We start from the raw sequence: 14,266 nt of genomic DNA on the forward strand, positions 1-14,266 counted from the left end.
AACATATGAAGATTGACCAAATAGATTTGGCATTTTTGCACCTGGCAATATCACATAATGATAAATTCGACGAGCAAGACCTGGCAGGGTCGGAACTTGCCTATCTTGGTGTCGGCAGAACGCTTGACAAGCTAGCATATCTCAAAGAAAACAACCTGATCCAGTTGGACGGGAAATCATTTAGAATCACAGATGTTGCAAAAAAGATCTATTGGGGCAAAGACACGCCACTGCAAACTAGGATCCTAAGGTTGCTCCAAGTAAAGTCATTTGAAGAGTCAGACATTGCAAAATATCTGATAGAAGAACCACAATCAGTCCAGGAAAAAATCGACGAGGCCAGAAAACACGGATTACTTATTTTTACTACAATAAAAAAGGACGAAAAAATCATCAAAATCTGCGAAATTACACAGGAAGGAAACGAATTCCTACAAATACAGTCGCTAGACCCAAAGTCACAACTGCAAAAAACACTTCAAGACATTTCAAATAGAATTCAAAACTCCATGCTAGATGATGTCAAAATAAAAGAAATCCTAGAAAAAATGCAAAAAATCTCTACTGAGCTGGACTAGCCTGCATTATTGCTTTGACCTTGTCCTGGATTTGTGCCAAGATGAGCTCTGCTTTACCCTTGTTCTCAAATGACTCTACCTTGTTGTCCATGATTGCGTCAATTTCGTAGCTTTTATCCACCAGAACTCGCGCGACGTGTTCATCCAGGGTTCCGTTTCCCATCAAATAGTACGCAAAGACTGTATTTTTTTGGCCTATTCTGTGCAATCTGTCTTCTGCCTGCAGGTGTATTGCAGGGCTCCAATCAAGCTCCGCAAAGATTACGTATTTTGCCCTAGTCAGATTAATTCCTACATTTCCTGCTCGCAGTCCCGCAATCATGAGTTTTGTCTGGCCTCCCTGGAACGAGTCAATATTGTCTTGTCTCTGCTTGTCTGTTTGTCCTCCAATTATTGATGATGGTTTGAACTCAGAGAGGCTCTGGTGCAACAAGGTATGAATTGATTTGTGGTGGCAGAACACTACTACACTTTCCTCTATTTCCATTATGTTTTTGACAAAGTTGATGACATGTGGGAGTTTTGCAGCCCCTGCCGCTTGTCTTTCGCTTTGAATTGCCCGCTGGTATGCAGTAGACGCATCAAATGCCGTTTGTGCCTCTTTGCGTTCGTCTTCCAGTTTTTTCCAGATTCTCTCCAGCTCTTTGTTATAGTAGTTGATATCAGAGTCGATTATCTCCTTGTAACGAATTTTCTCTTTGAGTTCAGTTAGCACGTCTGTTTTTTTGCGCCTCAGCATTACGTGTTTTTGTAGCATGTTTCGGAGTGACTCGCGCTTGTTTTCCAAAACTATTGCCTTTCCTTTTTCGTTTACATAGCAGAAATATTCGCAGAATTCCTTATAGCTTCCAAGCAGTCCTGGGCGCAAAATATCAACGATGGGCCAAATCTCCGAACCCCGATTATAGATTGGCGTACCGGACAGTCCAATTCTGTACTTGACAGATTCCAGTGCGGCAAGTTTTTTGATTGCATGATATTTTTGCGTGGTCTTGGAGCGTAGGTTCTGCACCTCATCACATACGATTGTTTTTAGTCCAATCTTTGCGAGGTCCTTGTATCTTTTGTACAATAATTCATAATTGATAATGTAGAAGTCATATTTTTCAAGTGCCTCGGATTTTCCTACCCTAATTATGGTAGATGTTGGCGCCTCACCTTCCAATAGTCTGCCGTTTCTGCTTTTTCGCACCATGAATTTTTCAATTTCTCTCTGCCAGTTTTGCAGGGTTACCAGAGGTGCCACGATAAGTGCAGGAAATGCGTTTTGCTCCGATGCCAAATATGATAATGACTGAACTGTGTTGTGCGATAAAATTCCGTTTACCACATAGTTGTGGGTTTGCGGAACTGATAGATCATAGACAAATCCAGTATAATGCCTTGTGCCAATTTCCTTGACTGCGCACCAATTGATTGATTCCATTGTAGTTTGTTTCTGCTCTGATGGCGATTCATGGTGGTATGATTTTTCCAGTCTGTCGATTATCAAGTAAGCCGAGTTCTTGCTCATTCCTTGAGTGTACTTGTATGGTGTAAACAAATTCAATGAGTGAGGTGAGATTCCGCTGTCAGTCACTTTGCGAATTATGTGCTGCGATGGCACCGTAACCTTGTCTTGTATGGTCAACTCTCCTGCTTTTTTCCATCCATAAACAGTCAAGAAACGATGACGTTTTGTACATTGTATGGTGGAGCCATCACACAACGTGAGTTTTACAATTTCTTCGTCAATTTTTTGTCGGAATATTTTGTCGACTTTTTTCAAAATAATCTTATTTCCATCAAACGTTTGAACGTTAATTGGATGATTCAGTTTGGCCCACGATTCGTTACCGTCCTGTTCAGTGATTACAGAATCATTCCATAATTGTTGAATTTGGATTGGTCCAGAACCCGTCTCTATTATAGAATCACCCAAAACACACTTGCCCAACCCCATTTCGTCGGCAAGCAGTGCGTTTCCAGCAGACTTGAGCAAAAAGTCAAGGCCTTCCCTCTGAAAGTTAAGCAGATTTCCCTTGAATTGCTTACCTGGATTTGCTAGCTGCAATCGTTCCGTCTTTTTTGGCTTTTTTGGAATTACTTTGTTAGAAGGCGGGAGTTTTTTTTGCCAAACATTTTTTGATAGGATCTCCAGTGGATACCTGTCCATAATCCACTTGATCTGTGCTACATTTTTTGGCTCGTCTGGGACAATTGCCTCATATTCACCGTCGCCATACCAGGCCTGCGGAATTATTCTGGATACCATGGCTACTGCTCGCTCGCCTGTTACCTTCCAGCTCCACGTGCCAGAGAATTTGTCCATTACATATTCCAGTGTGCCGAAATTAGTCATAAGCCTCGATGATCTTCGTTGGCTTGTTTTTTTCCCTTATGAATCTTGAGATTACTGATCGATTCTTGCGCCGAAATAATAAAAAATTTTGGCAAAACTAGATTCAGTTCAGATAATTTTTCACAAAATGAAATGGATCTTACTATTTTTCCAAAATTAGCTTCACCTTTGCCAAAGTTTTAATCAGTTACCAATAAAACAAAGTCATTGAAGTTCACACAAACTACCGAGCCCGCAGTAGAAAAACCACTCATCATTGCAGCCCTTCAAGACATGGGAAACGTCGGAAATATTGTAATTGATTTTCTAAACAAGTCAAAAAAGACCATGCCCTTTAGAAGGGCCGAGTCAACCGAGTTATCTTATGTACTAGACAAGGGTGGTCATATTGAAATTCCAAAAGAGGGCTGGGACTACAAGTACAGCCAAAGCCTGATAATCTTTGGTGGAGGTGCAGGCCAGCCAAAGACAACAGAAGAGTTGCATGAACTATGCCAGGATGTCATTTCCGTGGCAAAAAAGTACCAAGTCAAGTTCATCTATACGGTGGGCGGCTTTCACACCCCAAGGATAATACGCGAAGAGCCAAAGGCCTACATTACCACCACATCACAGGAACTAACAAAGCAATTAGAAAAACTGGATGTCTTTATGACGCCAACCAGGTCAGTAATAACAGGATTTAACGGTTTGATCCTAGGCTATGCAAAGCAAAACGACATTTATGGGATTGGCCTGTACGGCGAAATCGACGAGCCATCTATTCCTCAATACAGGGCTGCAAAAAGCATAATCAAGACGCTTGAAAAACTCACGTACCAGAATTTCGGTCCTACGCAGGAACTGGATGTGCTGGCAAGTGAGATTGACAAAAAGTTGCGCTCTGACTGGAAAGTGGATTACTAGTGCTTGTGCATTTCTAAATCCGTGTGACAGTCACACGTGCACAGTTGTGTCTTGTGGTCGTTTTGGCAATCGATGCACTCATAGTGTTTGTGTTTTTCACAGCTGGCGCAAATCATCTTTTGTTTAATACGGCAGAGGCATATTTTAGGACTGCGTCACAGATCAATCTCGCTTTTTTCCAGTATAGCCGCAGTCAGAGAATAATACGATTTTGGGTCCATCTGCTTTGCAAAGCCCTTGTCTATGTTGATTAGGTAAATTGCGTCAAGCTTTGCATTTAGTATGTCATCAAATTCAATTGGGGGATTTTTGTAAAACGTATCGCAGAGTGACTTTATTTTTTGGATTTCATTGTCAGGTCGCTGCGACGGCGGACTAAGAAAAAGCTTGTTGATTGGAAGCATTCCAATCACTGGCGTTGCCAGTGAAAACTCGTCGCAGTACTTGCTGTATCGTGCAATCTTGCTGACTATTCTGGACATATAATAGTCGATTGTATCCAGCGCATGCTCTGGCGGGGTAAAGCCAGTCTCTATTTCTATTATTGCGGTTTTGTTGTCTTTTTTTGCATAAAGATCACACACAAGTGAGCCAGTCAATGGCTTTTCCACATCCACTGCAAATCCCTTTGCAACCAGGTTTGCAGCGCAGATAAGCTCCAAGACAGAGTGGTTTATCTTGACTAGGTTTTGCTGGTATAATTCAATTAGTCGCTGTCGCACAAAGTTCAGTTTTGGAATGTCATCAGGTTCTAGGTTTTTACCAAGTTGGTTTGTTACTGTATAAACATCGTCTTGAAACTTTTCTAAATCCAAGTAATCAAAATTGAAAAGATATTAGCAGATTATACTGCTTCTCGCACAGTCTTTATTTTGGCAATTGCAGTTGGTGCGCTGTTGATTGGCTCTACAGTTACCGTTACTGTGTCCATTGCACTGCGTCCGGTTCCGTCGCTGACAGTAATTTCAAAGGTAAGCTTCTTTGTTTCACCGTTTGCAACTAGTGGTGCAGTGAACGATGGTTTTGCAACGTCATTTGCAGAGAGTTCTACCTGTACGCCAGAGATTTGTCTCCAGTTGTAGGAGAGATTGTGCTTCATTTGGTCCTTACCAGAGCCAAAGAGTGTTACCTTAGAGTTTTCTTGAACTCGCTGGTCATTGCCTGCATTTGCAGTTATTATCTTTACAGGGGCTCCTTTAACCATGACATCTACTGTGTCTGGTTCGCTATCTTTTGAGCCGTCGTTTGCAATTAACTGGAATGTGATTACAGCGTCAACTTCGGTCTTTGGAGCAACAAATGAAGTCTCTAGTTCTGTGCTGGTTGATAATTCAACTGTCGGACCAGAGATTTGGTTCCACAGGTATGTCAATGGTTCGTCATCTTCATCAGATGAAGTACCTGCAAGTGAAATGGTATCGCCAATCTTTACTTCTTGGTCTTCTCCAGCATCAACCACTGGTGGCATGTTAACTGGTAGTATTGTGACTTTGGAAATATCCTTGGTTGGGTAGCCGTTTTCATCTGCTACTTGTAACTCAAAGACAAGTATCTTGAATTTACCATTTGCCACCACAGGTGCAGTAAATGTTGGTTCTGCAGATTCAGTATCAAATAGTTCGACTGCTTCGCCGCCTATTTGCTTCCAAGAGAATGTAATCTCATCGCTGTCAGGGTCAGTACCAGTGCCTGCAAGTGTGACTTCGGTTTGCTCATCTACGACTTGATCAGATCCAGCGTCTGCAGATGCTCGAACATTGTCTGATGCGACTGTTACCGTTACGGTGTCGCTGTCTTCGGCGCCGGATGGGTCAGTAACTGTTAATTCAAATGTTAGTTCAGTTGATGCGCCTCCAAAAACCTCTGGTGCCTTGAATCTTGCATCGCCCTTTGTTTGGTATGCAATTACTACATCATCTCCACCAACTTGGCTCCAGGAATATTTGATAATGTCTCCATCCGGATCAGAACCAGTACCTGCTAAGTAGACAAATCTATTTGATATCGAGTTCTTATCAGGTCCTGCATCTGCCATTGGTCCATCATTTACTGGTCGGACTCTGACAATTACAACGTCGGTTGCTGAACCGCCGTCTTCTGCTTGGCATGTAAATCTAAATGCTGTTGGAACAATTTTGCTGTTTGAAATTTCTGGTGCTACAAATGTTAGGTCAGAGTCAGCGTTAGATGATAATTCCACAAATGGACCTAGTGTTTGTACCCAAGAGTAATTCTGCTCTCTGTCAAGCTTGTCGTCGCATGTGCCCTCTAACTGTACTGTGTCACCCTCGTCCACAATTTGGTCACGTCCTGCAGACACAGAGATTAGTGAAGGCTTGGCTGCAGTCATTTTTACTGTCATGGTGTCTTTGGCCATTCCTCCAAAGCCGTCAAATACAATTAATTGGAATGTGAAAATGGCTGAGCCTCTAGTTACACTTGAGGTGTCAAAGCTTGGTGTTTGTGATGAAGGGTCATCAAGTTGTATTTTTGGGCCGGTGATTTGTGACCAGTTGTATCTGAGTGCATCGCCCTCAGGGTCGGAACCAGAGCCGTCAAGTGTGACTTCGTCACCTTTTTCGACTGTTTGGTCAGAACCTGCGTCAGCTGTTGGCTGCTGGTTTCTTGGTAAAATAGTGACTTTAACTAAATCAGTATCAATTTCTCCATAAGCATCTTCTACGGTTAATTCAAAGGTTAGGACTTTAACTCTGCCATTTTCTACCATTGGAGCTTTGAAGGTTGGCTCTGCAACCGTGTTTGATGGGGTCAGTTCGACTTGTTCTCCGCGGACTTGGACCCAAGAGATTGTAAGTGAGTCATCGTCTGGATCGATTCCTTGACCCATCAGGGTTACAAAGTCGCCAGATTTTGCATAATTTTGGACGTTTTGAGTCGATGGTGTAACTGCAGCAAATGCTGGAGATACAATCATGCTACCAACTAGTAACGCCATCAAAACTGTTAGTGATTTTAGTTGCAACATTTGTATCGTAAAAATCCGCCGATTAAAAGCTTTCGTTCAAATCGGCACTCTTTGTGGATCATTTTTTTGATCACGGATCATTTGTTTTATCTTTTGTCCAAAATATGATCAAATGTGAAACATTTCACCAGTTCTCTTTTTACGATCAATTTCGGACAATTTATGATCAGAAATCTGCTCAAAAATAACTGATCTATAACTTGTGACATTTTGATATTTGGATTTAACAAAAAATCGATCATAACTGTAAATGTTGAAGTGGGCAATTACCGCCATAACATCAGAAGCGATTTTGGTTACTGCGCATACCGGAGCGTTTGATGCAAAACCGTGGAAACTCTTGAATACTGCAAAATTTGAGTAGCGGTTGAGGTAGATTTTCATGAACAATCCTAGTGTTGAAGTATTTTTTCTTTCAATGCTGACTGGTCTTGTTGCCACCCTAGTAATGACATTAATCGAAATCCCGGCTTGGAAGAGGTTTGGGTTACGCGGGGTCTTGGAATGGCATGAAAATCAGGTCTTATCTACCAAGTTTTTCAGATTGGATGCGTCAAAGCTCCACATAAAGGGCATATTCTTGTTGCACTTTGTAAATGGCGGCCTCGGCGGAGTAGGTTTTGCTTTGGTGTTGATCATATTCCCAATTACAACATCAAGTATCATTCTGGCAGGCATTGCCTATGGAGTCTTTTTGTGGGTTGTCACATTAATCCCAATACACAAGCCAATTACAGGAATAATACCGTGGAGGCATCCTGACGGAAATATACCCATGATCATGAGTCTGATTGGACATCTAGCATATGGCGGTGTAGTTGGATCGTTGTTCATCATAATATGACAGGTAATTCCCACGAAATACTGAACCGGAATTCAGATAATATGGGCGGATTAGGTGGAGTGGCAATTACAATACTTCTTAACATGTCAGGATTTGTTGGAATGGTGTTTTTGAGATTTACTGAAGGCAACAATACCAAACGCGATATCTGAGATAGATTGTCAAGATTCCATTTGCAGTGTTTGTACTATTTTTACCACAGGCATGAAAGCAGTCGGAATTGGGAATATTATCGCAGATCTTGGCGGACCAAAAATTCCAAACTAAAGAAGGAAAACCTAGTAAAATACGACAGGTTTTAGACGCCTAAGATTGTCTTGAGCATTTTTCTATAGTCGACTTCCTTTTTCTCAGAGCCAGATGCTGGAAGTGCAAATATGAGTGGTTTTGATTTTGTTGCGCGAAGCTTAGTGAGCTCTGTGCTAATTGGGGTCGACATGTCTTCTGATATCAAGACCAATCCAACATCGGGATCGTCTGCTAGTTTTTTTACCGCGGAAAATGCATTTTGCGGGGTATCAACAACTACGCCTTGTACTCCCGCAAGCTGAAAGCTTGTAACAAAGATTCTGCTACCTATAGTTACAATCTTCACGATTTTGCGCCCACATGTGCCAATTTAACCGTTTTTCAGTTAGTCCAAACGTTGATTTAGCAACCATACAAAGCAAGTACGATGTCACTAGACAACACACAGACAATCTATCTTTTTGTTCATGGGAGAATGGATCTGATGCAAAGATCAATCGACGCCCTTGTATCAAAGGGATTCTCGAAGGACAAGATAACTCCGGCAGTTTCAACAAAGGTAGGCCAAGTTGGCGAATACATGGCAATGCTTTGGATGCCTCCAAATCCAGACCACATCAAGATTCAGAAAATCACCAAAGTCGAGCCGGTAGAACCGCAGGGAGTGATCGGGTTATGGAAGGGTGTCTCTAAAGAGGACATTTCCACAATTCCACTATAATTTTTCTAGTATTGTTCATCAGTAAGCCAAAAAAAACTCAAATGCAAACAATGAAAGCCGGAGATTGTACGATATTCAAGGTTACATATAGTAATCACGGATTTGAGTCGGGTTTACCATATATGGTGAAAAAATCTCAGTATGAACAAATGGCTTCGAAGTCATTATTGAAAACAACCCCGGAATTGATTATTCAGTTGATGAGGTTATTCAGATGTTTTAAAAAAAAAGACAATACTAGAGATTCGATAGGAAGGATTGATGAAGAGATACGAAGTAACCCTCAAGGATTTAATCAGAATTAGTTAATATTCAAAGACAATATTGGATTTGAATTCAAGGGGAAGATTCTAAGAAAAATATTTACCTTTAAGGAACTGTTCCCGATGAGAACCTGAAATATTGGAATGCGATGACAAGATAATCGAAAATCACGACAAAATCTTGACTTAATTTATGGCTTAGATAATTAAAACCTAAAAAGAGTTTTAGTCACGCAGTAAAACTATAACTCTGAGATCAACCCGGTAAGAAAATCAGCAAATTCATCATCAGAAAATTCCACGTATTCTATTTCATGCTGTTTTTGGGCCAATCTCAGAGATTCCAGATGATAGCAGGATTTTTTGCCCTTTCGCTTGCCAAAATAAAACCCCTCGCAAGAGCAATAATCATACTCTGGTGCAAGCCAGTGCTCCTTTCCCATGCCAACCACCGTCCAAATTTGGCGCTTGCTTGGCTCAAAAATATGACACTTTACTCGCCTCTCCGATACAATTACTGATGTTTTTTCTTGTGCCAACAAGAATTAATTCAAAACACATTGTATTATTTTTTGATGAAGACAAAGCCAGTTCCAGGCGAAGCTGCACTAGTCCTAGAAGGTCATAAAAAACACCTAGTCCTAACTGACCTGCATGTCGGCTTTGAAGCCAGTCTTGAGCAAAACAAGATATTTGTTGGAAAAAACACCACACTTAACGAATCCATCCAAAAGATAACATCCTTAATCGACTCTGTAAAGCCAGACTCACTCATACTACTAGGCGATGTAAAGTCAGGAATTTCCAGAATCTCAAAATCAGAGTGGGATGAAGTGCCAAAACTATTATCGGCACTGTCAGAGAAAACCGAGACAATACTTATACCAGGAAATCATGATGCAAACATTTCCCATCTTACGCCGCCAAGCATTACTTTGATCAGCTCCCTTGGGATGATCCTAGAAGACACACTGCTCACACATGGCCATACAATGCCTACTGAGAATTTTTCACACATATCAAAAATCGTGATGGGTCATGTCCATCCGGTTTTCTTTGATGAGGATTCCATTCTGAACGGCCAGCGCGTCTGGGTCTCAATTAGGACTCAAAAAGAGAACATATTTCCATCAGAGTCGGGGGAACTGGAAATAATCATCGTACCATCGTTTAATCGGTATTTTTATGCAGCCAAGAAAAAGTCATACAAAAAATCAATCTCTCCAATCATAGAAAAAATCAAGGGTGATCTATCTGCCAAAATAGTGACACTTGATGGAACAATTATCGGCGACGAGTCATCGTTATCACAAATCATCTAAGAACAATAGTCACGTGATTACACTAAAAATCAAATGATAGAAGAAACATATCGATTAGGGATGAGAACGAGGCGATTAGAGTTCACAGAAAAAAAGGAAAACCAAGAATTTGTCCCATATGATGCATTAGACTGAAATCTCGACAGCCAAAATACTATTCATTCTTATTTGGATTGGTAAAATCCTAGGCATGTCATATGACAAAAAAATGTATCCATGCACATGCTCAGACTGCGGCAAGGCATCACAGGTACCTTTTGAACCAAAACCAGACAGACCAGTTTATTGCAGAGAGTGTCTACCAAAACACCAAAAACCAAGATTTCAAAAAAGATACTAAAGCTTAGTTGTATTTTTTTTTATTATTTCTGATTCATTTTTGCTAGATCACCCGCATAGATCTTTTCGTACTAGTCTAGTGCCTCGTGAATGTACTGATCACATGGGTGCATCATTTTTTCTTGCACAGCAGCGTTGAATTTTTGTGGTCCGGGTATAACCTCAAATTGCGAGCAGTGCAAGTCGGTTATGACATTCCAGAAGTTGCCTATTACATCTAGCATGTTTTTGTTAAAGCCAAGCTTGTCAAAGTATTGCTTTTTTTAGACAGCACATATCAAAATAATCATCCAGTAGGTGCGAACATTGTGTGTATAGATGGAGCTTGTCTGAATGTTTGGTTGGATTTGAGACTCTGGTTTTTTGATTACCTTGTGGTATTATTTTTTAAAATATCGCATTTAGACATTGTATCATCCAAGTATCGACATTATACTTCACCGCAACTAGCAAACATTCACTTTAGATAGGGTCGTAGGGCTCTAGCGCCTTTTTGGTAGTTTCGTTGTGTGTCATCCACTCAAGTGTCTTGACAAAAGATTCTGCGAGCTCTGTTGTGGTCAATACAGGTATGCCAAGCTCTATTGCCTTTCTTCGGATTTGATATTCGTCATTTAGCATCCCTACGTACTTTTCTAGAGTAGAAGTGGATGGAATATTGATGATAAAGTTGATTTTTCTCTCATATAACAAGTCCGAGATGTTTGGTTTGCGCTCCGGCTCGGATATTTTGTGCACTATTTGGACATCGCCGATTTGCTTTTCCTCAAGGAATTCCGCCGTATGCTCTGTTGCCAGCAACTTGAACCCAAGATGCTTGAGTGTGGCCATAGTTTGGAGTAGCTTTTCCTTGTTTTCAGAGCCACCGATTGTAATTAGTGCAGTTCCAGTCTTTGTCAGATTGTACCCAACCGAAATCAAGCCCTTTGATAGTGCGTCATAGAAACTATCCCCAAAGCACGCTGCCTCGCCGGTGGATTGCATTTCAACGCCAAGCACAATGTCTGCTCCATCCAACTGCATAAACGAAAACTGTGGCATCTTGATTCCATGGATTGGTGTTTTCTTCCATTTGTCTGGCTGAAGCTTTGGCAGCTCTTTTCCCAGTACTGCCTGAGCTGCCAAGATGATAAGATTTGTTTTGATCAGTTTTGAGACAAATGGCATGGAACGAGACGCCCTGATGTTTAGCTCTATTACATAGACTTGTTCGTTGTTTATCAAAAACTGCAGATTAAACGGTCCTCGGATGTTAAACGATTTTGCGATTCGTGTCGCATAGTCCGTTATGGTCTCGACTTGCTTGTTTGACAATCTCCATGGAGGTATTACCATCATTGCATCACCAGAGTGTACACCAGCTGCGTCAATGTGTTCCACTAATGCGCCGATGAATACGTTCTTTCCATCGGAGACTCCATCAACATCGACTTCAAGTGAGTTTAGCATGAATTTTGTAATTACGACTGGATGGTCTGGCGATAGTGTTGTTGCCTCGCCAACATATCTTGATAGCTCTTCCTGTGACCAGACAACCTTCATTGCGGCACCAGAAAGCACGTATGATGGCCTAACCAAGACGGGATAGCCAACCTTCGTGGCAAAGGATTTCGCCTCTGCAAAGTTGGAAAATGCCTGCCACGGAGGCTGCTTTATGTGTAATTTATCCAATACTGCGCTGAACTTGGAGCGGTCTTCGGCGCTATCCACATCTTCTGCAGATGTGCCAAACATTTTGATTCCTGCCTTGGCAAGCTTTGGAGTCAGATTATTTGCGGTTTGTCCGCCCACGGATGTTACAACACCTTTGGGATTTTCCATGTCCACAATATCCAAAATTCTCTCCAGTGTTAGCTCTTCAAAATACAGCCTAGAGCAAATATCATAATCAGTAGATACTGTTTCTGGGTTGCAATTGACCACTACAACATTTGACTCGCCGTTTTGCTGCAAGCCCCAGACCATGTTGACTGTTCCCCAGTCAAATTCCACTGAAGAGCCGATTCGATATGGGCCTGCACCAAGCACGATTATACCCTTTTGATCAGGTGTTACCGTGATGTCGTTGTCGTATCCTCCATAAGTCATGTAGAGATAGTTAGTCTTTGCAGGCCACTCTGCGGCAAGCGTGTCAATTTGCTTTACAACAGGCAAGACACCCATGTCTTTGCGGATCTTTCGTACCTCCATGTCTTCCATGTTTAACGCCCGCGCAATCTGTCTATCAGAGAATCCAAGGTGTTTTGCTTTTCTCATCAGTTCCTTATCCATTGGTTTTTTCTTGAGGTTTAGTTCCACATCCACGATGTTTTTGATTTTCTCAATGAACCACGGATCAATAAAAGAGAGTTTCTGGATTTTCTCAACAGAAATTCCTTTTCGCAGTGCAGCCGCCACATAATACAAAACCCGGTCATCTCCGTTTAGTAGCTGATTCTCTATGTCTTCTATTTCATTGTCATCGACGTTGTTCCTATTTAGCACAAGACCGTCGTTGCCAATATCCAGCATCCTAATTGATTTTTGCAGTGATTCCTCAAAGGTTCGTCCAACTGCCATAACCTCTCCTACGGACTTCATTGTGGGGCCAAGCTTTCTGTTTGCACGCTCAAATTTGGTAAAATCCCACCTAGGATGCTTGATTACGGCATAGTCTAGGGACGGCTCAAAGCACGCAGTAGTGGTTTTTGTGATTCGATTTACTAGCTCAGGTAGGGTGTGGCCTAGGCCTATTTTGGCAGACATGTATGCAAGTGGATATCCTGTTGCCTTGCTAGCCAAAGCCGATGATCGTGACAGCCTTGGGTTGATTTCAATTGCAACGTATCTGTCGGATTTTACATCCAGTGCAAATTGGATGTTGCACTCTCCAATTATTCCGACATGTTTTGTTCCACGCAATGCTGCAGAGCGTAACATGTGGTATTCTCTATTATCTATTGTTTGAGAGGGGGCAACTACAATGTTGTCTCCAGTGTGAACCCTCATGGACAAGACATTTTCCATGTTGCATACAATGACATTGTTTCCCTCATAGTCCTGCATTACCTCGTATTCGATTTGCTTCCAATGACCAATGTATTCCTCAATTAGAACTTGGTGGACAAGGCTCGCATTTAGGCCGCGCTCTACAATCTCGTGCAGCTCAATTTCGTTGTGAGCTACTCCTCCACCACGACCGCCCAATGTATACGCAACTCGAATTATCACTGGGTATCCCAGTTCTTCTGCCGCTTTTTTTGCATCCTCAAATGTGTTAACCGTTTTTGATCTGAGTACCGGAACACCACATTCATTCATCGAGTCCTTGAATAATTGTCGGTCTTCGGTTCTCTGAATTCCCGGTATTTGTGTTCCCAAAACTTTGACTCCGTATTTTTCTAAAACGTTTGCCTCAGCTAGTTTAACACCACAGTTAAGGGCAGTCTGTCCCCCATATCCAAGCATAATTCCGTCTGGCCGCTCTGATTCTATTATCGATGAGACATACTCTGGCGTAACTGGAAGAAGGTACACCTTATCTGCAAACCTAGTGTCTGTCTGAATCGTCGCGATATTAGGATTAATCAGTACGGATTTCAGACCGTCTTCGTGTATGGCCTTGAGGCATTGGCTACCGGAGTAGTCGAATTAGCGGTCGTTTTAGCGACTTTCGCCTGCTTCTCCGATTTTGATTGCCCCACTACCAAGAACTAGGATTTTTTTCAGTGACTCATT

11 protein-coding genes and 1 pseudogene are annotated in these 14,266 nt (G+C 41.8%); 6 read left to right on the forward strand and 6 right to left on the reverse strand.

What is annotated here, in order from left to right:
* Positions 1-5: 5 nt before the first annotated feature.
* Positions 6-578, forward strand: a complete 573-nt coding sequence (locus tag FJ354_03265) for a hypothetical protein (GenBank protein MBM3905690.1) — start codon at positions 6-8, stop codon at positions 576-578.
* Here the strand turns inward: FJ354_03265 and FJ354_03270 are convergent.
* Positions 562-2,919, reverse strand: a complete 2,358-nt coding sequence (locus FJ354_03270; GenBank protein ID MBM3905691.1) for a hypothetical protein — start codon at positions 2,917-2,919, stop codon at positions 562-564. The two genes, FJ354_03265 and FJ354_03270, sit on opposite strands and share 17 nt — an antisense overlap.
* 207 nt (positions 2,920-3,126) lie before the next feature.
* On the opposite strand from FJ354_03270, the gene FJ354_03275 reads away from it, so the two are divergent.
* Complete coding sequence (locus FJ354_03275) at positions 3,127-3,825, forward strand: hypothetical protein (GenBank protein ID MBM3905692.1); 699 nt, start codon at positions 3,127-3,129, stop codon at positions 3,823-3,825.
* 155 nt (positions 3,826-3,980) lie between these two features.
* Here the strand turns inward: FJ354_03275 and FJ354_03280 are convergent, their stop codons facing one another.
* Together FJ354_03280 and FJ354_03285 are read right to left on the reverse strand one after the other, a co-directional pair.
* Positions 3,981-4,640, reverse strand: a complete 660-nt coding sequence (locus FJ354_03280; GenBank protein ID MBM3905693.1) for a hypothetical protein — start codon at positions 4,638-4,640, stop codon at positions 3,981-3,983.
* A gap of 29 nt (positions 4,641-4,669) precedes the next feature.
* Positions 4,670-6,811, reverse strand: coding sequence for a peptidase (locus FJ354_03285; GenBank protein ID MBM3905694.1), 2,142 nt, complete (start codon positions 6,809-6,811; stop codon positions 4,670-4,672).
* Positions 6,812-7,193: 382 nt separating this feature from the next.
* On the opposite strand from FJ354_03285, the gene FJ354_03290 reads away from it, so the two are divergent.
* Positions 7,194-7,655, forward strand: a complete 462-nt coding sequence (locus FJ354_03290) for a hypothetical protein (GenBank protein MBM3905695.1) — start codon at positions 7,194-7,196, stop codon at positions 7,653-7,655.
* 298 nt (positions 7,656-7,953) lie between these two features.
* Here the strand turns inward: FJ354_03290 and FJ354_03295 are convergent, their stop codons facing one another.
* Entirely contained in the window at positions 7,954-8,250 is a 297-nt protein-coding gene (locus FJ354_03295; GenBank protein ID MBM3905696.1) for an ATPase, read from the reverse strand.
* A gap of 81 nt (positions 8,251-8,331) precedes the next feature.
* Here FJ354_03295 and FJ354_03300 point away from each other — a divergent pair, with 81 nt between their 5' ends.
* Positions 8,332-8,625 carry a hypothetical protein gene (locus tag FJ354_03300; protein ID MBM3905697.1) on the forward strand — a complete coding sequence of 98 codons (294 nt, stop codon included), beginning with the start codon at positions 8,332-8,334 and terminating at the stop codon, positions 8,623-8,625.
* A gap of 505 nt (positions 8,626-9,130) precedes the next feature.
* Here the strand turns inward: FJ354_03300 and FJ354_03305 are convergent.
* Positions 9,131-9,430 carry a hypothetical protein gene (locus FJ354_03305; protein ID MBM3905698.1) on the reverse strand — a complete coding sequence of 100 codons (300 nt, stop codon included), beginning with the start codon at positions 9,428-9,430 and terminating at the stop codon, positions 9,131-9,133.
* A 30-nt stretch (positions 9,431-9,460) separates the two neighbouring features.
* Here FJ354_03305 and FJ354_03310 point away from each other — a divergent pair, with 30 nt between their 5' ends.
* Entirely contained in the window at positions 9,461-10,210 is a 750-nt protein-coding gene (locus FJ354_03310; GenBank protein ID MBM3905699.1) for a metallophosphoesterase, read from the forward strand.
* Positions 10,211-10,400: 190 nt separating this feature from the next.
* On the forward strand, positions 10,401-10,550 hold the full coding sequence (locus FJ354_03315; protein MBM3905700.1) for a DNA-directed RNA polymerase: 150 nt from the start codon (positions 10,401-10,403) through the stop codon (positions 10,548-10,550).
* Between the two features lie 461 nt (positions 10,551-11,011).
* Here the strand turns inward: FJ354_03315 and carB are convergent.
* A pseudogene (carB, locus tag FJ354_03320) lies at positions 11,012-14,257 on the reverse strand (carbamoyl-phosphate synthase (glutamine-hydrolyzing) large subunit).
* Positions 14,258-14,266: the final 9 nt, after the last annotated feature.

The sequence above is a fragment of the Nitrososphaerota archaeon genome (assembly GCA_016872055.1).
Classification (GTDB): Archaea; Thermoproteota; Nitrososphaeria; order Nitrososphaerales; family Nitrosopumilaceae; genus Nitrosotenuis.